The 23,409-nt window shown below is 70.0% G+C and carries 23 protein-coding genes; 11 read left to right on the top strand and 12 right to left on the bottom strand.

Annotated elements, in window-relative coordinates:
- Positions 1-129: 129 nt before the first annotated feature.
- On the bottom strand, positions 130-1,308 hold the full coding sequence (locus ACIHCM_RS02540) for an HpcH/HpaI aldolase/citrate lyase family protein (protein ID WP_399887982.1): 1,179 nt from the start codon (positions 1,306-1,308) through the stop codon (positions 130-132).
- A gap of 208 nt (positions 1,309-1,516) precedes the next feature.
- On the opposite strand from ACIHCM_RS02540, the gene ACIHCM_RS02545 reads away from it, so the two are divergent.
- Positions 1,517-2,401: a TerD family protein gene (locus tag ACIHCM_RS02545; protein ID WP_399887984.1), complete on the top strand. Its 885-nt coding sequence runs from the start codon at positions 1,517-1,519 to the stop codon at positions 2,399-2,401.
- A gap of 98 nt (positions 2,402-2,499) precedes the next feature.
- On the opposite strand, the gene ACIHCM_RS02550 is transcribed toward ACIHCM_RS02545, so the two are convergent.
- The 6 genes from ACIHCM_RS02550 to ACIHCM_RS02575 form a co-directional block, all read right to left on the bottom strand.
- Positions 2,500-3,237: a Tellurium resistance gene (locus ACIHCM_RS02550; protein WP_399887986.1), complete on the bottom strand. Its 738-nt coding sequence runs from the start codon at positions 3,235-3,237 to the stop codon at positions 2,500-2,502.
- A 121-nt stretch (positions 3,238-3,358) separates the two neighbouring features.
- Positions 3,359-4,492, bottom strand: a complete 1,134-nt coding sequence (locus ACIHCM_RS02555; RefSeq protein ID WP_399887988.1) for a DUF475 domain-containing protein — start codon at positions 4,490-4,492, stop codon at positions 3,359-3,361.
- Positions 4,493-4,550: 58 nt separating this feature from the next.
- On the bottom strand, positions 4,551-5,126 hold the full coding sequence (locus ACIHCM_RS02560) for a TerD family protein (protein ID WP_385381546.1): 576 nt from the start codon (positions 5,124-5,126) through the stop codon (positions 4,551-4,553).
- Positions 5,127-5,229: 103 nt separating this feature from the next.
- Positions 5,230-5,805, bottom strand: a complete 576-nt coding sequence (locus ACIHCM_RS02565; protein WP_399887991.1) for a calcium homeostasis/redox stress adaptation protein — start codon at positions 5,803-5,805, stop codon at positions 5,230-5,232.
- A 112-nt stretch (positions 5,806-5,917) separates the two neighbouring features.
- Positions 5,918-6,376 (bottom strand): peroxiredoxin, encoded by a 459-nt coding sequence (locus tag ACIHCM_RS02570; protein WP_399887993.1) that lies wholly within the window; start codon positions 6,374-6,376, stop codon positions 5,918-5,920.
- A 109-nt stretch (positions 6,377-6,485) separates the two neighbouring features.
- The gene (locus ACIHCM_RS02575) at positions 6,486-6,923 is read right to left on the bottom strand and encodes a DUF3052 domain-containing protein (RefSeq protein ID WP_399887995.1); all 438 of its coding nucleotides are present in this window, start codon (positions 6,921-6,923) and stop codon (positions 6,486-6,488) included.
- 418 nt (positions 6,924-7,341) lie between these two features.
- Here ACIHCM_RS02575 and aceE point away from each other — a divergent pair, with 418 nt between their 5' ends.
- Both aceE and ACIHCM_RS02585 read left to right on the top strand, forming a co-directional pair.
- Positions 7,342-10,089 (top strand): pyruvate dehydrogenase (acetyl-transferring), homodimeric type, encoded by a 2,748-nt coding sequence (gene aceE / locus ACIHCM_RS02580; protein ID WP_399887996.1) that lies wholly within the window; start codon positions 7,342-7,344, stop codon positions 10,087-10,089.
- 88 nt (positions 10,090-10,177) lie between these two features.
- Positions 10,178-10,939, top strand: a complete 762-nt coding sequence (locus tag ACIHCM_RS02585; RefSeq protein WP_399887998.1) for a potassium channel family protein — start codon at positions 10,178-10,180, stop codon at positions 10,937-10,939.
- A gap of 61 nt (positions 10,940-11,000) precedes the next feature.
- Here the strand turns inward: ACIHCM_RS02585 and ACIHCM_RS02590 are convergent, their stop codons facing one another.
- Together ACIHCM_RS02590 and ACIHCM_RS02595 are read right to left on the bottom strand one after the other, a co-directional pair.
- Positions 11,001-11,306 (bottom strand): small hydrophobic protein, encoded by a 306-nt coding sequence (locus tag ACIHCM_RS02590; RefSeq protein WP_399888000.1) that lies wholly within the window; start codon positions 11,304-11,306, stop codon positions 11,001-11,003.
- A 251-nt stretch (positions 11,307-11,557) separates the two neighbouring features.
- Complete coding sequence (locus tag ACIHCM_RS02595; RefSeq protein WP_399888002.1) at positions 11,558-13,177, bottom strand: MFS transporter; 1,620 nt, start codon at positions 13,175-13,177, stop codon at positions 11,558-11,560.
- A gap of 114 nt (positions 13,178-13,291) precedes the next feature.
- Here ACIHCM_RS02595 and ACIHCM_RS02600 point away from each other — a divergent pair, with 114 nt between their 5' ends.
- The 3 genes from ACIHCM_RS02600 (at position 13,292) to ACIHCM_RS02610 (ending at position 16,235) form a co-directional block, all read left to right on the top strand.
- Entirely contained in the window at positions 13,292-13,951 is a 660-nt protein-coding gene (locus ACIHCM_RS02600) for a TetR family transcriptional regulator (protein ID WP_399888004.1), read from the top strand.
- A gap of 145 nt (positions 13,952-14,096) precedes the next feature.
- Positions 14,097-15,314: an alpha/beta hydrolase gene (locus tag ACIHCM_RS02605; RefSeq protein ID WP_399888006.1), complete on the top strand. Its 1,218-nt coding sequence runs from the start codon at positions 14,097-14,099 to the stop codon at positions 15,312-15,314.
- Positions 15,315-15,380: 66 nt separating this feature from the next.
- Positions 15,381-16,235, top strand: coding sequence for a DUF4429 domain-containing protein (locus ACIHCM_RS02610; protein WP_399888008.1), 855 nt, complete (start codon positions 15,381-15,383; stop codon positions 16,233-16,235).
- An 82-nt stretch (positions 16,236-16,317) separates the two neighbouring features.
- On the opposite strand, the gene ACIHCM_RS02615 is transcribed toward ACIHCM_RS02610, so the two are convergent.
- Positions 16,318-17,337, bottom strand: a complete 1,020-nt coding sequence (locus ACIHCM_RS02615; RefSeq protein WP_399888010.1) for an aldo/keto reductase — start codon at positions 17,335-17,337, stop codon at positions 16,318-16,320.
- On the bottom strand, positions 17,334-17,840 hold the full coding sequence (locus ACIHCM_RS02620) for a MerR family transcriptional regulator (RefSeq protein ID WP_399888012.1): 507 nt from the start codon (positions 17,838-17,840) through the stop codon (positions 17,334-17,336). Before ACIHCM_RS02620 ends, ACIHCM_RS02615 begins: the two co-directional genes overlap by 4 nt.
- A gap of 277 nt (positions 17,841-18,117) precedes the next feature.
- Between ACIHCM_RS02620 and ACIHCM_RS02625 the strand changes: the two genes are divergently transcribed.
- Entirely contained in the window at positions 18,118-18,942 is an 825-nt protein-coding gene (locus ACIHCM_RS02625) for a serine hydrolase domain-containing protein (protein WP_399888014.1), read from the top strand.
- A gap of 6 nt (positions 18,943-18,948) precedes the next feature.
- Here ACIHCM_RS02625 and ACIHCM_RS02630 read toward each other — a convergent pair whose 3' ends face one another.
- Positions 18,949-19,599 carry a pirin family protein gene (locus ACIHCM_RS02630; protein ID WP_399888707.1) on the bottom strand — a complete coding sequence of 217 codons (651 nt, stop codon included), beginning with the start codon at positions 19,597-19,599 and terminating at the stop codon, positions 18,949-18,951.
- 142 nt (positions 19,600-19,741) lie between these two features.
- Here ACIHCM_RS02630 and fasR point away from each other — a divergent pair, with 142 nt between their 5' ends.
- The 4 genes from fasR (at position 19,742) to ACIHCM_RS02650 (ending at position 23,344) form a co-directional block, all read left to right on the top strand.
- Positions 19,742-20,947 (top strand): fatty acid biosynthesis transcriptional regulator FasR, encoded by a 1,206-nt coding sequence (gene fasR, locus ACIHCM_RS02635; RefSeq protein ID WP_399888016.1) that lies wholly within the window; start codon positions 19,742-19,744, stop codon positions 20,945-20,947.
- Positions 20,948-21,036: 89 nt separating this feature from the next.
- Positions 21,037-21,948, top strand: coding sequence for an ACP S-malonyltransferase (locus tag ACIHCM_RS02640; RefSeq protein WP_399888018.1), 912 nt, complete (start codon positions 21,037-21,039; stop codon positions 21,946-21,948).
- Between the two features lie 34 nt (positions 21,949-21,982).
- Positions 21,983-23,014 carry a ketoacyl-ACP synthase III gene (locus tag ACIHCM_RS02645; protein ID WP_399888020.1) on the top strand — a complete coding sequence of 344 codons (1,032 nt, stop codon included), beginning with the start codon at positions 21,983-21,985 and terminating at the stop codon, positions 23,012-23,014.
- An 81-nt stretch (positions 23,015-23,095) separates the two neighbouring features.
- Positions 23,096-23,344 (top strand): acyl carrier protein, encoded by a 249-nt coding sequence (locus ACIHCM_RS02650; RefSeq protein ID WP_181659766.1) that lies wholly within the window; start codon positions 23,096-23,098, stop codon positions 23,342-23,344.
- The last annotated feature ends 65 nt before the right edge of the window (positions 23,345-23,409 follow it).

Consider the following 23,409-nt stretch of genomic DNA (forward strand, 5'->3'; position numbering starts at 1 on the left):
TGTGTTCAGCCGTTGCTCAGCGGTTTCAAAGGTCTTCTGAGATCTTCTGAGGTCTTCGGAGGTCTTCGGAGGTCTTCGGAGGTCTTCGGAGGTCTTCTCACACGCCCGATGGCGTCCGCCGCCCGTCCCTCACCCGGGGATCCCCGCGGCGAGCAGCTCCACGAAGCCGATGTCCTCGTTGGCGACGCCGAAGACCTCGGCGCGCAAGAGGGTCCGCTCGGCCCAGGCGCGATGTGGCTTCACCTCGTTCATCTTGTTCGTGTACGCCGACCTCAGCACGCCACCGCCGAGCAGTTCCGGCCTCAGGATGTCCTGGGCGTCGCTGAACTCCTCGTGACTGACGACGGACAGCGCGTGCACGGGCAGCACGTGCGAGGGGTGGATACAGGTCTTGCCGAGCAGACCGTTGGCCTGGTCCAGCGTAATCTCCCGCAGCAGCCCGTCCATGGAGTGCTCGATCAGGGCCTCGCGGAGCTCCTCGGCCTGGCCCTCCAGGAAGGGGCTGCGCCGCAGCTGGGGCTTGAACATACGTTCCTGCACCCGGAAGTACTCCCACACCGGCCCGGTCACGGTGAACCCGGTGCCGTCGGCCCGTCCCAGCATGTTCACCACGTCGGCGATGACGGAGGCGACGACCTGGACGTCGTACGCGGTCATGTCGGGGGCTCTGCGCAGGCCGTAGGAGGAGCAGAAGTCGGTCACGCCGAGGCGCAGGGCGAGGACGCGCTCGCGGTACTTGTCGACGGCCCGGAAGATGCCCTCCAGGGTCTCCACCCGGGACTCGCGGTAGAGCAGCTCGGGTGACTCCAGGACCGGCATGGCGAAGAGCCGGCGGCCGGCGGCGGCCTCGGCGATCGTCAGGGCCTCCAGGAAGGGCATGCCGCGTTCCTCGGTGAACTTCGGCAGCACGAATCCGGACAGCAGCCGGACGGTGGCACCGAGGCGGCGGACCAGGTCCGGGATCTGCTCCGGCGCGCGGACACGGATGAACAGCAGCGGGAGGTCCGCCCCGGGGGCGCGCTCGCCGAACGCGGCGAGTTCGGCGAACTGGCGCACGAGGTTCTCCTCGCCGGCCAGGACGTCCGCGTCGCCGATCGAGTCCTCCAGGCACAGCACCATCGAGACCACACCGCGGCCGGTCTGCTTGACGATGTCCTCGGCGAGCCGCGGCCTGGTGGCCGGGCTGTACAGGGTGGCGCCCAGGGCCGCGGCGAGCAGCCGGGCCGGGGAGCCGGCGGTGAACTCGCACGGCTCCCGGTGGAAGAGGCGCTGTCGCACCTCAGGGGCGATGTGCCCGAAATGACGCATATGGCTTCCCCGTGGTGCTTGATCGGCCTGAGTACCGGCCGAAGGTGGCCGGTAATAGTACGTAGGAGTCCATGTCATGGGTTCCCGCCGGGCATGAATTTCAAGTAACGCAGAGACGGGCAACGTCTCCCGGCCGCGCCGCCGGGCGGCTCGGCGCCCGCCCGACCCCGCATTGTCGTGAGCAGGACCGAGAGGGCAGGATGACCGCATGAGTCATGCGATGTTGAAGGGGTCCAACGTCCCGCTCGAAGCCACGACGGTGCGCGCCGTCCTGCGCTGGACGCCCGGGCAGGGGGTCCCTGATGTCGATGCCTCTGCACTGCTCCTCGGCCCCGACGGTCGTGTGCGTTCCGATGAGGATTTCGTCTTCTACAACCAGCCCCGGCATCCCTCCGGGAAGGTGTGGCGGCTCGGCAAGAAGCGTGTCGCCGAGGGCCTGACCGACACGATCCAGACAGAGCTGACCGGTGTCGAGTCGGACGTCAGCCAGATTCTGCTGGTCGCATCGGCGGATGGCGTGACGTTCGATCGCGTACGGTCACTGCGCATCCTGCTGTACGACGCGGCGTCGCCCGAGGGTGAGCCGCTGGCCTACTTCGACGTCAAGCCGGAGACCGGCGAGGAGACCGCACTGATCTGCGGGGAGCTCTACCGGCGCGGGGACGGGTGGAAGTTCCGGGCGCTCGGGGAGGGGTATTCGAACGGGCTGAAGGGACTCGCGACGGACTTCGGGATCTCGGTGGACGAGTCCGAGGCGGCCGCGGAGGGGACGGCGGCCGACGCCGAGGGCAGGTCCGCCGCCACCCAGGCGGGACCCGAGGTCTCGCGGCCGCTCCCGCCGGAGCAGCCCACGGCCGTGGTGCCGCAGCCGGTCACGCAGCCCGGATACGGCTATCCGCAGCAGCAGCCGGCCGCGACACAGCCCGCGTACGGCTACCCGCAGCCGGCCGGCCAGCCCTCCTACGGCTATCCGCAGGCGGCACCGCCCACCGCCCAGTCAGGGTACGGCTACCCGCCCCCGGTCCCGGTGCCCGCGGCCCCGGACCCCGACTTCCGGCTCCCGCCGCAGGGCCCGCAGTTCATCGGCCGCTAGGACCTGTCGTTTGGATCACGCCGCAGACGCGGGGTCACCGGCGCTGACGAACTACCGTCGATTCTGTGCGACCTGATCCAAACGACAGGCCCCAGCAGTCACCGCTGTGACTTCGCCTTGTGCCCCCTCCCCCACTGCAGCCCCCACCCGTACAGCCGGTCGAGTTCCGCCTGGAAGCCGTAGACGAACTTGACCTCGCGCCGCACCCACACCTCGTTCTTCACGTTCTCGATCATCACCACCGCGCAGGAGCGGGCCTGAGGGTGTCGTTCGTCGAGCCCGATCTCGATGCGGGGGCCGTTGCTGGGGTAGAGGGTGACGATGGCGTGGGTGCGGTCGAACGCCGGGGTCTGGTCGTAGATGTAGACGAACACCAGCAGGCGCTTGATCGCCTCGCGGTGGTCGAGATTGACGTAGATCGTCTCGCCCGACGCCGAGCCGAACCGGTCGTCGCCGCTGAGCTTGACGTACGGCGGTGCGTTGACGTCGCCGAGGTAGCCGCCGAGCGGCTGTACGACGCCCTTGGTGCCGTCCTGCAGCTCGTACAGGCAGCCCAGGTCGAGGTCGACGTTGACCATGCTCTGGCTGTGGCCCATGACCTCCGGCGGCTTGAGCGCCTTGAACGGGTGCCGCAGCAGACTTTCCCGCTGGGGCCCGCCGATGTCGGAGCTGCGCATCCGCCAGGTCAGATTGATGCGCAGATGCCCGGTCGCCGCCCCCTGTTTGGTGAGTGACACCTGGCTGTGCCGCTTGGTCAGCTCGATCGCGTTGCTGGCCGCGCTGCCCGAGTCGAACTCGGCCGTGCGCCCACGCCAGAGCCCGTCAAACAACCCCATTGCGCCCCCCAGACTCCCCACACACCGTGCCGTGCCGAACAAGACCGACGGGGCGGCCCCGAGGACATCATGTCGTCCTCGACGGCCGCCCCGCACAGAGCGTTCCTCACCCGAACGGGTGTCACACCCCGGACGAGACCTCAGTCTTGTCCGCGCCGGCGTTTCCCTCGGCCGCCGCCAGCGCGCGATTGCGGCGGACGGAGGACCAGAAGGACCAGGCGATGAGAACGACACCGATCAGGCCGGTGATGATCTCGGAGATCTCGTACTGGATGGTGACCAGCAGGATCACGGCGAGCGCGCCGATGGCGTAGTGCGCGCCGTGCTCCAGGTACACGTAGTCGTCCAGGGTGCCCTGGCGGACCAGGTACACGGTCAGGGACCGGACGTACATGGCGCCGACGCCGAGACCGAGGGCCATCAGCACGATGTCGTTGGTGATGGCGAAGGCACCGATCACGCCGTCGAAGGAGAAGGACGCGTCCAGGACCTCCAGGTAGAGGAACATGAAGAACGCGGCCTTGCCGGCCATCAGCATGACGGGCTTGCCGGTGCGCTTGGCCTCTTCCTCCTGCTCGTGCTCGCGCTCCTCCTCTTCCTCGAGCTTGTCCTCGAAGTAGCCGGAGAGGCCGCCGACGATCATGTACGTGATGAGGCCGGCGACACCGGAGAGCAGAACGGTCTCCGCCTTGTTGGCGGGCCCGGCGTGCAGGTGGGCGTGGGTGGCGAAGGTCATCGACGTGATCAGCAGGACGATCAGGGCGATGCAGACCGAGAGCATGTCGACCTTGCCGAGCTTGGCCAGCGGGCGCTCCAGCCAGCCCAGCCACTTGATCTCCCGGTCCTCGAAGATGAAGTCCAGGAAGATCATCAGCAGGAACATGCCACCGAACGCCGCGATCGCCGGGTGGGCGTCGGTGACCAGCTCCTGGTAGCGCTCCTTGTCGGTCAGGGCGAGGTCGACGGCCTCGATCGGACCGAGCTGCGCGCTGACGGCGACGATGACGACGGGGAAGATCAGCCGCATGCCGAAGACGGCGATCAGAATGCCGATGGTGAGGAAGATGCGCTGCCAGAAGGCGTTCATCTTCTTCAGGATTCCGGCGTTGACCACCGCGTTGTCGAAGGACAGCGAGATCTCCAGGACGCAGAGGATCGCCACGATGCCGAAGGCGGTCCACCCCCCGTAGAAGACCGCCGCGACGAGGCCGAGCGCGGTGACCGCGAACGACCAGCCGAAGGTTTTCAGAACCACTGGCTACCCAATCCCTTGTGTACGGGGTGTACGGGTCTCCCCCGCGCCCTACCCGGCTTTACGAAACGTTGACTCCAAAGTCTAGAGCGATGCCCCTCAGCCCCGACGCGTACCCCTGGCCTACGGCCCGGAACTTCCATTCTTGCTGGTAGCGGTAGACCTCGCCAAAGATCATGGCGGTCTCCGTGGAGGCGTCCTCGCTGAGGTCGTAGCGGGCGAGCTCCTGGCCGTCGGCCTGGTTGACCACCCGGATGAAGGCGTTGCTGACCTGGCCGAAGGTCTGGCCGCGCTCGTCGGCCATGTGGATCGAGACCGGGAAGACGATCTTGTCGCACTGGGCGGGCACCTTGGAGAGGTCGATCAGGATCGACTCGTCGTCGCCGTCGCCCTCACCGGTGAGGTTGTCGCCGGTGTGCTCCACCGAGCCGTCCGGGCTCTTGAGCTGGTTGTAGAAGATGAACCACTCGTCGCCCATCACCCGTCCGCTGCTGCACACCAGGGCGCTGGCATCGAGGTCGAACGGGGCTCCGGTGGTGGACCGCGCGTCCCAGCCGAGCCCGACCATCACCTGAGTGAGGTTCGGCGCGGCCTTGGACAGGGAGACGTTGCCCCCCTTGGCGAGTGTGACGCCCATGATGCTTGTCCTCCCCTGGGTGCTGCCTGATGTGGTTGTCCTGCGCGTCCGGCGCCGCACGCAAACGTGCGGCGCCGGACGGGCCGAGCGAAAAGGACGTGACTCAGACGTTGACGCCGAAGTCCTGCGCGATGCCGCGCAGGCCCGAGGCGTACCCCTGGCCGATGGCGCGGAACTTCCACTCCGCACCGTGCCGGTACAGCTCGCCGAAGACCATCGCGGTCTCGGTCGAGGCGTCCTCGGACAGGTCGTAGCGCGCGATCTCGGCGCCGCCGGCCTGGTTGACGACGCGGATGAACGCGTTGCGGACCTGGCCGAAGGACTGCTGGCGGTTCTCGGCGTCGTAGATGGACACCGGGAAGACGATCTTCTCGATGTCGGCGGGGACGCCTGCCAGGTTGACCTTGACCTGCTCGTCGTCGCCCTCGCCCTCACCGGTGAGGTTGTCACCGGTGTGCTCGACCGAGCCGTCCGGGCTCTTGAGGTTGTTGAAGAAGATGAAGTGCTGGTCACTGCTGACCTTGCCGGAGTTGTTCAGCAGCAGCGCGCTCGCGTCGAGGTCGAAGTCCGTGCCGGTAGTGGTGCGCACGTCCCACCCCAGACCGACAATGACCGCGGTCAGGCCCGGGGCCTCCTTGGTCAGCGAAACGTTGCCGCCCTTGCTGAGGCTGACTCCCACGAGTCCTCCATTGGTGTCCAGGGGCGGGTGCCCCGTCGTGCGTTGGTATCGGATCAAACGAGTCGATCCTAGTGACGGGTTCCCGGCCGCCGCAGGCCCCGGGACCGAAGAATCACAGGGTGTCGAGTGCCTTGAGGTACTCGTCGAGGTCCCGGGCGTCCGGAAGGCCGTTGACGACGGTCCAGCGGACCACGCCCTCCTTGTCGATGACGAAGGTGCCGCGCACCGCGCAGCCCTTGGCCTCGTCGAGGACCCCGTACGCCCGTGAGACCTCGCCGTGCGGCCAGAAGTCGCTGAGCAGCGGGTACTCCAGGCCTTCCTGCTCGGCGAAGACGCGCAGGGTGTGGATGGAGTCGTTGGAGACGGCGAGCACCTGGGTGTCGCGGTCGGAGAACTTCGGCAGGTTGTCCCGGACCTCGCACAGCTCGCCGGTGCACACGCCGGTGAAGGCGAAGGGGTAGAAGATCAGCACGACGTTCCGCTCGCCGCGGAAGTCCGAGAGCTTCACGGCCCGGCCGTGGTTGTCCTTCAGCTCGAAGTCGGGGGCCTTGTCGCCGACCTGGATGGCCATCGTCGTCCCTTCGATGGGGCTGTTCGGGTGGCCACCACCCTACGCAGCGATCACGGACGGCCGACGGACGGGCTGACGTCCGTCAGCCCGTCCCACGTTCAACGAACGGTCACCGCTTGGACTTCGCGGCCTTCGGCGTCGCCAGACGGCTGCCGCTCCAGTCCTTGCCGACGCTGACGCTCTTGGACGCGGTCAGCCCGGCCGTGGTCGCGGCTTCCGAGATGTCGCTCGGCTCCACGTATCCGGACCGGCCGGTCTTCGGCGTGAGGAGCAGGATCGCGCCGCCTTCCTCGATGTACGTGGTGGCATCCACCAGCGCATCCGTAAGGTCGCCGTCGTCGTCACGGAACCACAGCACAACGGCGTCGGCCACGTCGTCAAAGTCCTCGTCCATCAGGTCGCCCTCGATGGCTTCCTCGATGGCCTGGCGGAGCTCCTGGTCGACGTCGTCGTCGTAGCCGATCTCCTGGACCACCTGCCCGGGCTGGAACCCCAGCCTGGCGGCAGGGTTCGTCCGCTCCTCCGCGTGGTCCGCGGTCGCGCTCACGGGTTGCCTCCTGATCATGTTTTGGATTGGGGGGTGCCCCCTGCTCGTCAAGAGCCTGGGGGAGTCTCAGCCACGCGCGTGCGCGAAGCATTGGCCGTAGTCCACACGGGCGGGACGGATCGCGCAAGTACCCGGCGGTTCAGACCGCCGAAACGGTGACGATCCCGGCCGTGTCGCCGCAACTTCAGGCATGCGACCACGACCGATCGTGACGTACACCACACCTATCTGCCCCGTATGTACGTTTGGGAATCATCCCTGGGTACGAGATTCGCACGGCCCGGCGTCAGGAGCGGGCCGGGGAGCTTCGTTACCTCACGGTAGAGGTGACGTTTGCGGCCCCGAGGTACACGATGGGGAACGGTGCAGGCATACCGAAAACCCTCGATAATCGGCCCTCCGACAGGTAAGGAACAGCGTGGCTTCCGGATCCGATCGCAATCCGATCATCATTGGCGGCCTTCCGAGTCAGGTTCCTGACTTCGACCCCGAAGAGACCCAGGAGTGGCTCGACTCCCTCGACGCCGCCATCGACGAGCGCGGCCGTGAGCGGGCCCGCTATCTGATGCTGCGCCTGATCGAGCGGGCCCGCGAGAAGCGCGTGGCCGTGCCCGAGATGCGCAGCACGGACTACGTCAACACCATCCCCACCAAGAGCGAGCCGTTCTTCCCGGGCAACGAGGAGATCGAGCGCAAGATCCTCAACGCCACCCGCTGGAACGCGGCCGTGATGGTCTCCCGTGCCCAGCGCCCCGGCATCGGCGTCGGCGGGCACATCGCCACCTTCGCCTCCTCGGCCTCCCTCTACGACGTCGGCTTCAACCACTTCTTCCGCGGCAAGGACGAGGGCGACGGCGGCGACCAGGTCTTCTTCCAGGGGCACGCCTCGCCGGGCATCTACGCCCGCGCGTTCCTGCTCGACCGTCTCTCCGAGCAGCATCTCGACGGCTTCCGGCAGGAGAAGTCGAAGGCGCCGTACGGCCTGTCCAGCTATCCGCACCCGCGGCTGATGCCGGGCTTCTGGGAGTTCCCGACCGTGTCGATGGGCCTCGGCCCGATCGGCGCGATCTACCAGGCGCGGATGAACCGCTACATGCACGCGCGCGGGATCGCGGACACCTCGAAGTCGCACGTCTGGGCGTTCCTCGGGGACGGCGAGATGGACGAGCCGGAGTCGCTCGGCCAGCTGACCATCGCCGCCCGAGAGGGCCTGGACAACCTGACCTTCGTGGTCAACTGCAACCTCCAGCGGCTCGACGGCCCGGTGCGCGGCAACGGCAAGGTGATCCAGGAGCTGGAGTCGGTCTTCCGGGGCGCCGGCTGGAACGTGATCAAGCTCATCTGGGACCGCACCTGGGACCCGCTGCTCGCGCAGGACCGCGACGGCGTGCTGGTGAACAAGATGAACACCACGCCGGACGGCCAGTTCCAGACGTACGCGACCGAGACCGGCGCCTACATCCGCGACCACTTCTTCGGTGACGACCACCGGCTGCGCGCGATGGTCGAGAACATGACCGACCACCAGATCCTGATGCTGGGCCGCGGCGGTCACGACCACCGGAAGATCTTCGCGGCGTACAAGGCGGCCGTGGAGCACACGGGCCAGCCGACGGTGATCCTGGCCAAGACGATCAAGGGCTGGACGCTCGGGCCGAATTTCGAGGGCCGCAACGCCACGCACCAGATGAAGAAGCTGACGGTCGACGACCTCAAGGGCTTCCGGGACCGGCTGCACCTTCCGATCTCCGACCGCGACCTGGAGTCCGGCCCGCCGCCGTACTACCACCCGGGCCGGGACTCGGAGGAGCTCCAGTACATGCACGACCGCCGCAAGTCGCTCGGCGGTTACGTGCCCACCCGCGTCGTCCGCTCCGAACCGCTCGCACTGCCGGACGACAAGACGTACGCGACCGTGAAGAAGGGCACGGGCCAGCAGTCCATCGCGACCACCATGGCCTTTGTCCGGCTGCTCAAGGACCTCATGCGGGACAAGGAGATCGGCAAGCGGTTCGTGCTGATCGCACCGGACGAGTACCGCACGTTCGGCATGGACTCCTTCTTCCCGAGCGCGAAGATCTACAACCCGCTGGGCCAGCAGTACGAGGCGGTGGACCGGGAGCTGCTGCTCGCGTACAAGGAGTCGCCGACCGGGCAGATGCTGCACGACGGCATCTCCGAGGCCGGCTGCTCGGCGTCACTGATCGCGGCGGGCTCGGCGTACGCCACGCATGGCGAGCCGCTGATCCCGGTGTACGTCTTCTACTCGATGTTCGGCTTCCAGCGCACCGGCGACCAGTTCTGGCAGATGGCCGACCAGCTGGCCCGCGGTTTCGTCCTGGGCGCCACCGCGGGGCGCACGACGCTGACCGGTGAGGGGTTGCAGCACGCGGACGGGCACTCGCAGTTGCTCGCCTCGACGAACCCGGGCTGTGTGGCGTACGACCCGGCGTTCGGCTTCGAGATCGCGCACATCGTGCAGGACGGACTGCGCCGGATGTACGGCGCGTCGCAGGAACACCCGCACGGCGAGGACGTCTTCTACTACCTCACCGTCTACAACGAGCCGATCCAGCACCCGGCCGAGCCGGACGACGTGGACGTCGAGGGCATCCTCAAGGGCGTCCACCGCTTCAGCAGGGGCACCGCGGGATCGATCCCGGCGCAGATCATGGCGTCGGGTGTGGCGGTGCCGTGGGCGGTGGAGGCGCAGCGGCTGCTCGCCGAGGAGTGGGACGTGCGTGCCGACGTGTGGTCGGCGACCTCCTGGAACGAGCTGCGGCGGGAGGCCGTGGCCTGCGAGGAGCACAATCTGCTGCATCCGGAGGAGGAGCAGCGGGTGCCGTACGTCACGCGGAAGCTGGGCGACGCGGAGGGACCGTTCGTGGCCGTCTCCGACTGGATGCGGTCGGTTCCGGACCAGATCGCCCGGTGGGTGCCGGGGACGTACCAGTCGCTGGGCGCCGACGGGTTCGGCTTCGCGGACACCCGTGGGGCGGCCCGGCGCTTCTTCCACATCGACGCGCAGTCGATCGTGGTGGCGGTGCTGGCCGAACTGGCGAAGGAGGGGAAGGTGGACCGCTCGGTGCTGAAGCAGGCGATCGACCGGTACCAGCTCCTCGATGTCACGGCAGCCGATCCCGGGGCCGCGGGAGGCGACGCGTAGGCGTCGGCGCACGCCGGTCGCTTCGGCCCGTCCCGAGGGCGGTGAGGCCCGGGCCTCGCCGCCCTCGCGCGTTCCTTACGATGCGGGCATGAAGGAGCAATCGGCGCAGGTGCGGTGGGAGCGGCGTACGCAACGGCCGCTGCTGGTACTGGCCGTCATGTTCGCCGTCGCCTACGCGGCGCCGATAGTGGACAGTTCGGCGGGGCGGACTCTGACGACGGCGTGTCTGGTCGTGGAATGGGTGGTGTGGGGAGCGTTCGCCGCCGACTACCTGGTGCGGCTGTGGCTGACGCCGGACCGGCGGCACTTCGTGCGGCGGAACTGGCTGGACCTGTGCGCGGTGGTGCTGCCGCTGCTCCAGCCGTTGCGGCTGCTGCGACTGGTGTCGACCCTGCTGCTGGTGGGGCGGCGGGCCCGGATGGCCTCGCAGATACAGCTGACGACGTATGTCGCCGGCACGGTGGTGGGCCTGCTGATGTTCGGCTCGCTGGCCGTGCTGTCGGTGGAGCGGGACGCGCCCGGCGGGAACATCCGGACGCTGGGTGACGCCGTGTGGTGGTCGTTCACGACGATGACGACCGTGGGGTACGGGGACCACGCGCCGACGACCGGGGTAGGGCGGTTGCTCGCGGTGGGGCTGATGCTCTCCGGAATCGCGCTGCTGGGTGTGGTGACCGCGAACATCGCCGCGTGGTTCATATCCCGGTTCGAGATGGACGACGCGGAGGAGCGGCGCCAGACGGAGGCCATCAACGCGCTGACGGAGGAGGTGCGGGCGCTGCGGGCGCAGGTCGCCGCCCTGTCGGGGGCGGCCGTCGTACCGGCACCGGCCCAGGAGCGGCCGCGGTGAGGTCACCGGCGTGAGTGGACCTCCGGCATCGCGCCGGAGGCCCACTGTCACTCCCCCCGGCTCAGAGCAACCCGTAGCCCGGCGATGCCGCCCCGGCCAGCCACACGAGGGCCAGCAGGGTGTCTATCGCGCCCAGGACCAGGGCTGTCAGGGCCGGTACGGAGCGGGAGCCCGCCCAGGTCCGGCCCATGGCGAGCCAGCCGCATGCGATGGCCACCGGGCCGAGGATGATGCCCAGTACGAAGAAACCGGCGATCGCACAGATGGTGCCGATGATGCCGAGTTGCGCGCGATCCGGCCCGGTCCGTGACCACGTCCGGCCACGTGAGCGGGGGTACCCGCGCGTTCCTTGTCCGAAGCCCGCCATCAACTCATCAACTCCCTGAACCTCGCGGTTCTTTCGGGTCGATGGCCGGGTACCCCCGCTGCGCGTTCCATGCCTGACGGTCTGTCGGCGCGCCGCCCCCCTCCGGCAGCGCGCCGCAGCCCGGGCCGCCCTCGGCGTCGTACGCATGTGCCGACGGAACATGCCGTACGGAGGGCTTGACCCACTGTGACCTGCGGCGCGTGCCGGGCGGGAGGGATCTTCCGGACTGTCACCCTGATAGGTGAGTCCCGTCAGATGTGCGCCGCCCCCGCGCCCGCCTCGGCGTTCTCGCCGCGCTTGGTCAGGAACGCGACCAGCACCGCCACCGTCGCGACCCCGGCCGCGACCAGGGACGCCAGGCTCATACCGGAGATGAAGGTGTCGTGGGCGACATCCGTGATCTTCGCCGCGACGGCCTCCGGCGTGCCCGGCGGCACCGGGGCGACACCCTGCTGGACCGCCTCGGCGGCCTGCCCCTCCTGCGCCGGCGTCAGCGGCGGAAGTCCCGCGTCCACCCAGTTGCCCGGCAGGTCGCTGTCCACCTTGGAGGCCATCACGGCGCCCAGCACGGCCGTACCGAGGCTGCCGCCGATCTGCATGGCCGCCTGCTGGAGGCCGCCGGCCACACCGGACAGCTCCATGGCCGCGTTGCCGACGATGACCTCGGTGGCGCCGACCATGACCGGCGCGAGGCCGAGGCCGAGCAGGGCGAACCAGAGCGACATGACGGCGCTGCCCGTGCCCTTGTCCAGCGTGGACATGCCGTACATGGCGAGCGCGGTGCAGGCCATGCCGACTGCCAGCGGCAGCCGCGGGCCGAACTTGGTGATCATCACGCCCGCGAGCGGCGAGCCGACGATCATCATCCCCGTGAGCGGCAGCAGGTGCAGGCCGGCGTCGACGGGGCTCAGGCCGTGCACGTTCTGGAGGTAGAACGTCACGAAGAACAGGCCGCCCATGAACGCGATGGCCATGAGCACCATCAGGACGACACCCGCGGAGAGCGGGACCGAACGGAACAGGGCGAGCGGGATGAGCGGCTCGCGGACCCGCTTCTCCCAGAGGGCGAAGAGCACGAAGCCCGCGATCGACGCGGCTATGAAGGTCCACGTCCGGCCGTTGCCCCAGCCCCACTCGGGCGCCTTGATGAGGGCCCAGACCAGGCAGAACATGGCGGCCGACAGCAGGGCGATGCCGAGGATGTCGAAGGAGCGCGGGGCGTTCTGCGCGCGGTGGTCGGTCAGGATCAGCAGGCCCAGGACCAGGGCGAGGATGCCGACCGGCACATTGATGAAGAACACCGACTGCCAGTTGACGTGCTCGACCAGTACGCCGCCGAGGATCGGGCCGCCCGCGGTGGAGGCGCCGATGACCATGCCCCAGATGCCGATCGCCATGTTGAGCTTCTCGGCGGGGAAGGTGGCCCGCAGCAGGCCGAGGGCGGCCGGCATCAGCAGGGCGCCGAACAGGCCCTGGAAGACGCGGAAGACGATGACCGCGGCGATCGAGTCGGACAGGCCGATGGCCCCCGAGGCGGCGGCGAATCCGACCACGCCGATCAGGAAGGTCTGCCGGTGGCCGAAGCGGTCACCGAGCTTGCCCGCGGTGATCAGGGAGACCGCCAGGGCGAGGAAGTAGGCGTTGGTGATCCACTGGACCTCGGCCCAGCTGGCCTTCAGGTCCGTGGCGATGGCCGGGTTGGCGATGGCCACGATGGTGCCGTCGAGGGCCACCATCATGACGCCGACGGCGACGGTGATGAGGGTGAGCCAGGGATGGCCGCGCAGGCCCTTGACCGGCGCCGGGTCCGACAGGGCGGCCGGCACCTTGTCCCCCGGTCCCGTCGTGTCGATGGTGGTCTGACTAGTCATACCGTCGAGGCTAATGACAGCCGCTGACAGTTGACAAACCAATTCACAAGTCGGTAACTGTCACGACACTCACATATAGCCTGATCAGGCAGAACAGTTCGCGGGAGAGGCGCCATGGACACGGTCGGCACGACACGGACAGGGCCGCGGCCGGGCCTGCGCGAACGCAAGAAGCAGCGCACCCGGGACGCGCTGCTGCGCGCGGCGGTGGAGCTGTTCATCACGCGCGGCTACGACCACACGACCGTCGACGAGATCGCCGCGGCCGTCGACGTCTCCCAGCGCACCTTCTTCCGCTACTTCTCCGGCAAGGAGGACGCCGCGCTCGCACTGGAGACGATGACGGTGGCGCACTTCGTGGAGGCGGTGCGCGCCCGCCCGCCGCACGAGCCGCCGATGGAGGCGCTGCGCCGCGCCGTGCTGGACGGCTGGGACCGGATCAGCGAGGTCATCGAGGCGGTCGTCCCGGTCGAGCAGTATCTGCGGATGTACCGGGTGATCGAGTCGACGCCCGTCCTGCTCGCCGCCCATCTGCGGCGGTCGGCGGAGACGGAGGAGGAGATGGCGCGGCTGATCGCCGAGCGGGAGGGCCTGGACGTGGACGCCGATCCGCGCCCGCGGGTGGCGGTGGCCGTCTTCGGTGGGGTCATACGGGTGACCGAACGACTGTGGAGCACGGGCCCGGACGTCAGCCTGGAGGCCATGCGGACGCTGACGGCCGCGTACCTCGATCAGGTGGGTCCGGTGCTCGCGGGCGACTGGCGAGGGCGCTGAGACGGGCCCCTGCGGCGGGCGGCGCAAGGGAAGAGAAGGCAGCGCAGTGCGGTCATCCGCCTTGCGATCAGGTGACTTTCCTCAAACGTGATCCGCGACACACGGTTCACGCGAGACCCTCTCGTTCTCCTAGTGTGTCCTCCCAGTGACTTCCTTCGACACCTCCCCCTCACTAGGCGTCTGGCGCGCGCTGCTCGCGCTGGCCGTGGTGTTCGTGATGCTGGCGACCACCGGCTGGACCGCGCTGCGCAACCACCGCTCGGACGCGCCGCTACAGCTCTCCCTCTCAGCCTGGGAGCGCGGCCGTCTCGACGGGCACCGGCTGCCCGACCCGGACGCCGCGCCCGGCCGGCTCGCCGCCTTCTTCGCCTCGCTGACCGACGGGCAGCGCGCCCAGCTGGCCCGCCGCTATCCCCTCGCGGTCGGCAACATGAACGGCGCCCCCGTCGGCCTGCGCTACCGGGCCAACCGCATTGCCCTGGACCAGGCACGCAAGGTCGAACGCGAACGCATGCGCGACAGCCGGCTCAGTCCCACCGGACAGCACGAGGCGGGCCGCCGTATGCACCGCTTCGCGTCACTGATGCGCGCGGACCGGCACATCCTCGCCTTCGACCCCGACGGCGCGGGCCGGGTGGCCGAGGTGTTCGGCGACCTCGACCGGGCCGAGCGGGTCTCCGTCGTCGTCCCCGGCGTCGACACCGATCTGCTCACCTTCCAGCGCACCAGCCGCCGCTACGCCGCCCCGGTCGGCATGGCGAAGTCCCTCTACGCCGCCGAGCGCGCCGCCAGCGCCTCGACGCGTACGGCCGTGATCGCCTGGGCCGACTACACCGCGCCCGGTGGACTCGGCATGGAGTCGGCCACCGCGATGCGCGCCGAGGACGGGGCGGTCCGGCTGAACGCGCTGGTGCGCGCGTTGCCCGGGAAGGCGCCGGTCTCGCTGTTCTGCCACAGCTACGGCTCCGTGGTCTGCGGAGTCGCGGCCCACAGCCTGCCCCCACGGGTGTCCGACATAGCGGTGGCCGGGAGCCCCGGGATGCGCGTCACCAACGCCGCGCAACTGCGCACCTCCGCGCGGGTGTGGGCGATGCGGGACGCCGACGACTGGATCCAGGACGTGCCCTACATGGAGTTCGGCGGGTTCGGGCACGGCGCCGATCCGGTGTCCGCCGCGTTCGGGGCGCGCGTGCTCTCGGCGCGCGGCGCCCAGGGGCACGCCGGGTATTTCGTGCCGGGCACCGGCAGCCTCGCCAACTTCGCCGAGATCGGGGTCGGCGCGTACCGCGCGGTGGACTGCGCCGACGATGCGGGCATGTGCCGGGTGGGTTTGTCCGGCACGTCGACGGCCGGACGCGCGTAGAGACGCAGAACCTGCGGTGTGCGCAGGGAAGGGACGAAAGAGCGCGTGCCGCATACGATGAGCCGCATGGGTGACGTACTGGCCGGATTTCATGCCGCCTGGGAGTTCCAGTCCGACTCCGTGCTCATCCGCTACGAACGGGGGATTCGAACACCTAAGCTCTTCCAGGCGCTCGGTGAGCGGCGGGTGCCGCTCGCGGCGATGCAAGGGGTGACGCTCTCCCCCGGCCGGCGCGGGACGGTCGTCCTGCGTGCGGAACCACGGCCGGGGGCGGATCCGCTGATCGAGGCGGCCGAGGGACAGCTGAAGGAGTCCAGCGACCCCTACCGGCTGGTGCTGCCGGCCGAGCGGGAGACGCTCGCCGAGTACTACGCGGACGAACTGCGGGCCCTGCTGCCCCACTCGGGGCCCTCCGACCGCCACCTCGTGGCGGCTCCCGAAGCACCCCTGCACTTCAAGGCGTACGACGCGAAGGCGTCCTTCGACGGTACGTCCGTGTCCTTCCGGTGGTTCTGGACGGGGGCGTCGTCGGCGAAGTGGAAGGCCGGGGACCAGAAGTTCGCCGTTTCCGATCTCAGCGGGGTCGAGTGGCGGTCGCCGGAGGTGTGCGAAGGGCATCTGCGGCTGCTGCGGCGCGATGCGGGGGATCAGCCGGCGCAGGCCGATCAGGATCCGGCGGCCGTGGTGTTCGGGCTGGGGTACGGACCGGTGCACGAGTCGCTGCCGTTCGCGGCGGCCGTGCTCGCGGCGGTGCGTTCCGCCGGACCGGCGGGGGTCGTGGTGGCGGCAGCCGCCGCTCCGCGGCGGGATCCCGCGGACATCGCGGAGCGGATCCGGCATCTGGGGGAGCTGCATCGGGCCGGGCTGGTCACCGACGAGGAGTTCTCCTCCAAGAAGGCCGAGTTGCTGGCGGAGCTCTGATGTCCCGGGTGCGGGCCGCGGGGCCGCTCGCGCCCGGCGGCGGAGCCGCGGATCGCCACGGCCCCGCGTCCTTCCAGGGTGTCTACTGCTCGCGGCCCGCCGACGTGAACGTCATGTCCGCGTAGCGCGTGCCCGACACCTTCGCGGCCACCGTGTCCAGCAGGGCGAGTTCCTCCGGCGTCAGGGTGATCCGGGTCGCCGCCGTGTTCTCCTCGACGCGGGCCGGCCTGCGCGTTCCCGGGATCGGGACGACCGGCAGGCCGTGCACGGCCGCCTGCTGCTGGACCCAGGCCAGGGCGATCTGGCCGAGGGATGCCCCGTGGGCGGCGGCGACCTCGCGGACCGGCTCCAGCAGCGCCGCGTTCGCCGCGGCGTTGGCGCCGGTGAAGCGGGGCTGCTGACGGCGGAAGTCGCCGTCGGTGAGCTCCTGTTCGGCGTTCACGAAGGAACCGGTGAGGAACCCTCGCCCGAGCGGGGAGTACGGGACCAGGGCGACGCCCAGTTCCCGGGCGGCCGGCACGACCTGCGCCTCGATGTCCCGGCTGAACAGCGACCACTCCGACTGCACGGCGGCGACGGGGTGGACGGAGTGCGCGGCGCGCAGTTCACCGGCGGTGACCTCGCTGAGGCCCAGATGCCTGACCTTGCCCTCGCGGACCAGGTCGGACATCACGCCGGCCGTCTCCTCGATCGGCACGTTCACGTCCCGGCGGTGCATGTAGTAAAGGTCGATCACGTCCACGCCGAGGCGTTGCAGGCTCGCCTCGACGCACCGGCGGATGTACGGCGGGTCGTTGCGGATGATCCGCCGGGCCGGATCGTCCGGCGGGATCGACAGGGCGAACTTGGTCGCGATCACGACCTCGTCCCGGTGCGCGCGGAAGAACGGCGACAGGAACCGCTCGTTGTCGCCGGCGCCGTACGCGTCCGCCGTGTCGTACAGCGTGACGCCGAGTTCCAGCGCCCGCTCGAGGGCCGCCCGGGACTCCCGCGCGTCGGTGGGTCCGTAGCCGAAGCTCATGCCCATGCAGCCGAGGCCCTGCACGCCGGTCTCGGGTCCGCCGGCGCCGAGCCGCGTCGTCGCCATGGTGCCGTCGTTCATCGCGTGCTGTCCCTTTCGTGCGACGCGTGCGCGCGGCCCGCGCCGCCGTAGAAGCCGATCTTGCGGTCGAGCACGGCGAGGGTGTCCTGGAGTTCGGAGATCCGCTCCAGGACGTCCCGCCGGGTCGTCTCCAGCAGCTCGCGGCGCTCCTCGTACGTGCCGTCGCCCGCGCGCACCAGCTCCGCGTACCGCACCATGTCGGCCACCGGCATGCCGGTCAGCCGCAGCTTGCCGACGAGGTCCAGCCAGTCCAGATCGCGGTTGGTGTAGCGGCGCTGGCCGGTGTGCGAGCGGTCGATGTGGGACATCAGGCCGATCCGCTCGTACCAGCGCAGGGTGTGCGCCGACAGGCCGGTGAAGGCGACGACCTCGCTGATCGTGTAGCGGTCCTGGCCGTCGGGGCGGGGGTGCCTGCGGGGCGGGGCGGAACAGATGTCCGTGCGGGTGAGGGTCTCGTCCGGGGCCTGCTCGGTGGCTGCCGCCGTGGTCTGCATCACCGTCATGCGTTCCACGCTATGACCTTGGAGTGCGCTCCAGGCAAGCGTGACCGGAAAGAGACGGCAGGAAATCACAGGACGCACGGGGGGCGCGGTGGTGAGCGTGCGGCTCATGAGTCCCGTACGCCGTGCCCTGCCGGACGAGGAGTACCGGATCGGCAAGGCGGGCACTCCGCACGGACGGGTCGGGTTCGTCCTCGGCCGCCGTACGTGACGCTGGGCTTCGCGCGGACCGGGGACCCCTTCCTGCGGCTGGTGCTCCGAGCGGGGCTAAGGTCGGGGCATGTCCTTGCAGAGCTTGGCGTTGATCGACAACTGGCCGGTGCCCACCGCTGCCGCGGGGGTCGTACGGGCCGACGGCACGGTCCTGGGGATGCGCGGGCCGGCCGACCGGCGGTTCCCGCTGGCCTCGGTGACCAAGCCGCTGGCCGCCTACGCCGTGCTGGTCGCCTACGAGGAGGGCGCGGTCGAGTTCGAGGAGCCGGCCGGGCCGCCCGGGTCGACGGTTCGTCATCTGCTGGCGCACACCTCGGGGCTGGCCTTCGACGAGCACCGGGTGACCGGGCCGCCCGGGCAGCGGCGGCTGTACTCCAACGCCGGGTTCGAGCAGCTCGGGGACCATGTCGCCAAGGCGACGGACATCCCGTTCGCCGAGTATCTGCGGCAGGCGGTGCTGGAGCCGCTGGGCATGACGTCGACGTCCCTGGAGGGCTCCCCGGCGAAGGACGGCGTCTCGACGGTCGAGGACCTGCTGCGGTTCGCCGCCGAGGTCCAGGCGCCGCGCCTGCTCGACCCGCGCACGGTCGCGGAGGCGATGAGCGTGCAGTACCCGGGGACGAAGGGTGTCGTGCCCGGGTACGGACACCAGAACCCCAACGACTGGGGGCTCGGCTTCGAGATCCGCAACTCCAAGTCGCCGCACTGGACGGGGGCTTGGTCGTCGCCGCGCACGTTCGGGCACTTCGGGCAGTCCGGTACGTTCCTCTGGATCGACCCGGACGCGGAACTGGCCTGCGTCGCCCTGTCGGACCGGGAGTTCGGGCCTTGGGCGATCGAGGTGTGGCCGGCGTTCACGGACGCGGTGCTGGCCGAGGCGCGGGCGGTCTGACGGCCGTCAGGCCATCTCCCACAGCAGCAGCTCCGCCGGGGTCACCCCCACCGCCTCCACGTCCTTCGCGTCCGTGATGCGGGCCGCGTCGCCGGGGCCCAGGCGATCCGCGTCCAGGACGACCTCGCCATGGACCACGTGGACGTAGACGTGCGGGGCGTCGGGGACCGCCGTGCGCTCGCCCGGCGCCAGCCGGCGCACGTGGAGCATCGCGCCGGCTGCCGGGACCGCGTACGGCGTCGCGTCCGCGATGCCGTGCACGATCTCGTATGCCGGGTCGCCGCCCGGCACGAGCGGGGCCAGCCACATCTGCACGAAGGTCAACGGGCCCTCACCGTCGTTGCGTTCGACGTGCCGGACGCCGGACGCGGCGCTCAGCCGCTGTACGTCACCGGCGCGGACGACCGTCTCGTGCCCGGCCGAGTCGCGGTGCGTCAGCTCGCCCTCCGCGACCCACGTCACGATCTCGGTGTGGCTGTGCGGATGCTCCGCGAACCCGGCGCCGGGGGCCAGCCGCTCCTCGTTGCAGGCGATCAGGGCGCCGAAGCGCAGGTTGCCCGGGTCGTAGTGGGGGCCGAAGGAGAAGGCGTGACGGGACTCGATCCCGGCCTCCGCGTCGCCCCCGGGGTAGCGCTCACCGGCGCGCCGTACATCCATCACGGACACCACCGTAGACCCGCCGCGGGAGCCGGCCGGACACCCGCCGCACACCGCCCCCGCGCGCCCGGAGGTCTCCGCCCGGGGACCTCATTCCTACCCGGCGACACGGGTCCGCGCCCCGATAAGGCAGTCTTGTCCCGTGCCCGAACCCGAAACCAGCAACGCCCGGACCGCCTCCCACGGCGTGCATCCGCACTCCGCGACCCTGAAGCGGCTGGAGAAGTCCTCCGGCAGCCTTGCCGCCCAGGCCATCGCGCGGATGGACGAGACGCTGCCCTGGTACCGGGCGATGCCCCCGGAGAACCGTTCCTGGATCGGGCTGGTCGCGCAGGCCGGTATCGCCGCGTTCACGGAGTGGTTCCGGCACCCGGACGCCCCGCAGGCGATCTCCACGGACGTCTTCGGGACCGCTCCGCGCGAGCTGACCAGGGCGATCACGCTGCGCCAGACCGTGGAGATGGTGCGCACCACCATCGAGGTCATGGAAAGCGCGATCGACGAGGTCGCCGCCCCCGGCGACGAGGGGACCCTGCGGGAAGCGCTGCTCGTGTACGCGCGGGAGATCGCCTTCGCCACCGCCCAGGTGTACGCGCAGGCCGCCGAGGCACGGGGTGCCTGGGACGCGCGGCTGGAGTCGCTGGTCGTGAACGCCGTGCTGAGCGGCGAGGCCGACGAGGGCGCGGTGTCGCGGGCGGCGGCGCTGGGCTGGAACGCTCCGGAGCATGTGTGCGTGGTGCTGGGCACGGCACCCGACGGCGACTCCGAGCTGACCGTGGAGGCCATCCGGCGCGCCGCGCGGCATGCCAAGCTCCAGGTGCTGACCGGGGTGCTCGGCGACCGGCTCGTCGTCATCGCGGGCGGCAGCGACAATCCGCTGGCCGTCGCCAAGTCGCTGATCGGGCCCTTCGCCGCAGGTCCGGTGGTCGCCGGGCCGATCGTGCCCGACCTGCTGGCCGCGACCCGGTCCGCGCAGGCCGCCGCGGCGGGCCTGAAGGCGTGTTCCGCCTGGCAGGACGCGCCCCGGCCGGTGCTGGCGGACGACCTGCTGCCGGAGCGCGCGATCGCCTCGGATCCCGGCGCGCGCGAGCAGTTGGTGGAGGAGATCTACAGACCGCTGGAGGAAGCCGGCTCCGCGCTCCTGGAGACGCTCAGCGTCTATCTCGAACAGGCGAGCAGTCTCGAAGGCGCGGCCCGGATGCTCTTCGTCCACCCCAACACCGTGCGCTACCGGCTTCGACGTGTGACTGACGTCACCGGCTGGTCGCCATCGGATGTACGTTCGGCGTTCACGTTGCGCATCGCGCTGATCCTGGGGCGTCTGGCCGATGGTGATCCCCAGCTCTAGTCTTTTGTCGGGGGCCCACAAAACCCCCTCCCGTTCTTCGTCCTTGTCCTCACGGGCGGCTAGGCCCGTAACCAAGAGAGAGTGTGAGAGTGCTCGTACTCGTCGCTCCCGGCCAGGGCGCCCAGACGCCCGGCTTCCTGACTCCTTGGCTCGAACTGCCCGGTGCCGCCGACCTGGTCGCCTCCTGGTCGGACGCCATCGGACTGGACCTCGCCCACTTCGGCACCCAGGCCGACGCGGACGAGATCCGCGACACGGCCGTGGCGCAGCCGCTGCTGGTCGCCGCCGGAATCCTCTCGGCCGCGGCACTCGGTGACATCTCGCCGGGCGCGGTGGCCGGCCACAGCGTAGGTGAGATCACCGCGGCCGCCTTCGCCGGCGTCCTCGACGACACCGCGGCGCTGACCCTCGTGCGCAAGCGTGGCCTGGCCATGGCCGAGGCCGCCGCGGTCACCCGGACCGGGATGTCGGCGCTGCTGGGCGGCGACCCCGAGGTGACCGTGCCGCACCTGGAGAAGCTGGGCCTCACGCCGGCCAACGTCAACGGCGCCGGGCAGATCGTGGCCGCGGGCACCCTGGAGCAGCTCGCCGCGCTGAACGAGGACAAGCCGGAGGGCGTGCGCAAGGTCGTCCCGCTGAAGGTGGCCGGCGCGTTCCACACCGAGCACATGGCGCCGGCGGTCGAGAAGCTGGCCGCCGCGGCGCGGGAGCTGACGCCCTCCGACCCGAAGCTCACCTACGTGTCGAACTGCGACGGCCGCACGGTCGCCACCGGCGCCGGGGTGGTCGAGCGGCTGGTCGGCCAGGTCGCGAACCCGGTCCGCTGGGACCTGTGCATGCAGACCTTCCAGGAGCTCGGCGTCACCGCGCTGCTGGAGGTGTGCCCCGGCGGCACCCTGACCGGCCTCGCCAAGCGCGCCCTGCCCGGCGTGAAGACGCTGGCCCTGAAGACCCCCGACGACATCGACGCGGCCCGCGAGCTCGTCGCCGAGCACGTCTGACGCCCTGCTGACGCCCTAAGGAGCCGACTGCAACATGTCGAAGATCAAGCCCAGCAAGGGTGCCCCGTACGCGCGGATCCTCGGCGTGGGCGGCTACCGGCCCACGCGGGTCGTGCCGAACGAGGTGATTCTCGAGACGATCGACTCGTCCGACGAGTGGATCCGTTCGCGCTCCGGCATCGAGACCCGGCACTGGGCGAACGACGAGGAGACCGTCGCCGCGATGTCGATCGAGGCGTCCGGCAAGGCGATCGCCGACGCGGGGATCTCCGCCGAGCAGATCGGCGCGGTGATCGTCTCGACCGTCACGCACTTCAAGCAGACCCCGGCCGTCGCCACCGAGATCGCCGACAAGCTGGGCACGGCCAAGGCCGCCGCCTTCGACATCTCGGCCGGCTGCGCGGGCTTCGGCTACGGCCTGACCCTCGCCAAGGGCATGATCGTCGAGGGCAGCGCCGCATACGTGCTCGTCATCGGCGTGGAGCGGCTGAGCGATCTGACCGACCTGGAGGACCGCGCGACGGCCTTCCTGTTCGGCGACGGTGCCGGCGCCGTGGTCGTCGGCCCGTCGGCGGAGCCCGCGATCGGCCCCACGGTGTGGGGCTCCGAGGGCGACAAGTCGGAGACCATCAAGCAGACCGTGCCCTGGAACGAGTTCCGGGTCGGCGACGTCTCCGAGCTTCCGCTCGACAGCCAGGGGAACATCAAGTTCCCCGCCATCACGCAGGAGGGCCAGGCGGTGTTCCGCTGGGCCGTCTTCGAGATGGCGAAGGTCGCTCAGCAGGCGCTCGACGTGGCCGGGATCAGCCCGGACGAACTGGACGTCTTCATTCCGCACCAGGCCAACGAGCGGATCATCGACTCGATGGTGAAGACACTCAAGCTGCCGGAGTCCGTCACGGTCGCCCGTGACGTACGCACCACCGGCAACACGTCGGCCGCCTCGATCCCGCTCGCGATGGAGCGGCTCCTGGCGACCGGCGAGGCGAAGAGCGGCGACACCGCGCTCGTCATCGGATTCGGGGCGGGTCTCGTCTACGCAGCGACGGTCGTTACTCTCCCCTAGGCACTTCGTGCCGGATCTCGCCGGTCCGGCGCGGAAGCAGCACCGCCACACCCTCTGGAACACTACGAAGGAGCGCCTGACATGGCCGCCACTCAGGAAGAGATCGTCGCCGGTCTCGCGGAGATCGTGAACGAGATCGCCGGGATCCCCACCGAGGACGTCCAGCTGGACAAGTCCTTCACCGACGACCTGGACGTCGACTCGCTGTCCATGGTCGAGGTCGTCGTCGCCGCCGAAGAGCGCTTCGACGTGAAGATCCCGGACGACGACGTCAAGAACCTCAAGACGGTGGGCGACGCGACCGAGTACATCCTCAAGCACCAGGCCTAAAGGCCCCCTGGGCCGGGTGTCCCCGGCCCCGCCACCCGGCGGTGGCGCCGCTGAATCCTCGTATC

The sequence above is a fragment of the Streptomyces sp. NPDC052023 genome (assembly GCF_044548465.1).
GTDB lineage: Bacteria > Actinomycetota > Actinomycetes > Streptomycetales > Streptomycetaceae > Streptomyces.

Coding starts and splice junctions, on each gene's coding strand:
- ACIHCM_RS02650 (WP_181659766.1), top strand. CDS start 23,096: ATGGCCGCCACTCAGGAAGAGATCGTCGCCGGTCTCGCGGAGATCGTG.
- ACIHCM_RS02570 (WP_399887993.1), bottom strand. CDS start 6,376: ATGGCCATCCAGGTCGGCGACAAGGCCCCCGACTTCGAGCTGAAGGAC.
- ACIHCM_RS02540 (WP_399887982.1), bottom strand. CDS start 1,308: ATGCGTCATTTCGGGCACATCGCCCCTGAGGTGCGACAGCGCCTCTTC.
- ACIHCM_RS02625 (WP_399888014.1), top strand. CDS start 18,118: ATGTCCTTGCAGAGCTTGGCGTTGATCGACAACTGGCCGGTGCCCACC.
- ACIHCM_RS02545 (WP_399887984.1), top strand. CDS start 1,517: ATGAGTCATGCGATGTTGAAGGGGTCCAACGTCCCGCTCGAAGCCACG.
- ACIHCM_RS02560 (WP_385381546.1), bottom strand. CDS start 5,126: ATGGGCGTCACACTCGCCAAGGGGGGCAACGTCTCCCTGTCCAAGGCC.
- ACIHCM_RS02630 (WP_399888707.1), bottom strand. CDS start 19,599: ATGGATGTACGGCGCGCCGGTGAGCGCTACCCCGGGGGCGACGCGGAG.
- ACIHCM_RS02610 (WP_399888008.1), top strand. CDS start 15,381: ATGGGTGACGTACTGGCCGGATTTCATGCCGCCTGGGAGTTCCAGTCC.
- ACIHCM_RS02550 (WP_399887986.1), bottom strand. CDS start 3,237: ATGGGGTTGTTTGACGGGCTCTGGCGTGGGCGCACGGCCGAGTTCGAC.
- ACIHCM_RS02645 (WP_399888020.1), top strand. CDS start 21,983: ATGTCGAAGATCAAGCCCAGCAAGGGTGCCCCGTACGCGCGGATCCTC.
- ACIHCM_RS02585 (WP_399887998.1), top strand. CDS start 10,178: ATGAAGGAGCAATCGGCGCAGGTGCGGTGGGAGCGGCGTACGCAACGG.
- ACIHCM_RS02595 (WP_399888002.1), bottom strand. CDS start 13,177: ATGACTAGTCAGACCACCATCGACACGACGGGACCGGGGGACAAGGTG.
- ACIHCM_RS02620 (WP_399888012.1), bottom strand. CDS start 17,840: ATGACGGTGATGCAGACCACGGCGGCAGCCACCGAGCAGGCCCCGGAC.
- ACIHCM_RS02590 (WP_399888000.1), bottom strand. CDS start 11,306: ATGGCGGGCTTCGGACAAGGAACGCGCGGGTACCCCCGCTCACGTGGC.
- ACIHCM_RS02600 (WP_399888004.1), top strand. CDS start 13,292: ATGGACACGGTCGGCACGACACGGACAGGGCCGCGGCCGGGCCTGCGC.
- ACIHCM_RS02615 (WP_399888010.1), bottom strand. CDS start 17,337: ATGAACGACGGCACCATGGCGACGACGCGGCTCGGCGCCGGCGGACCC.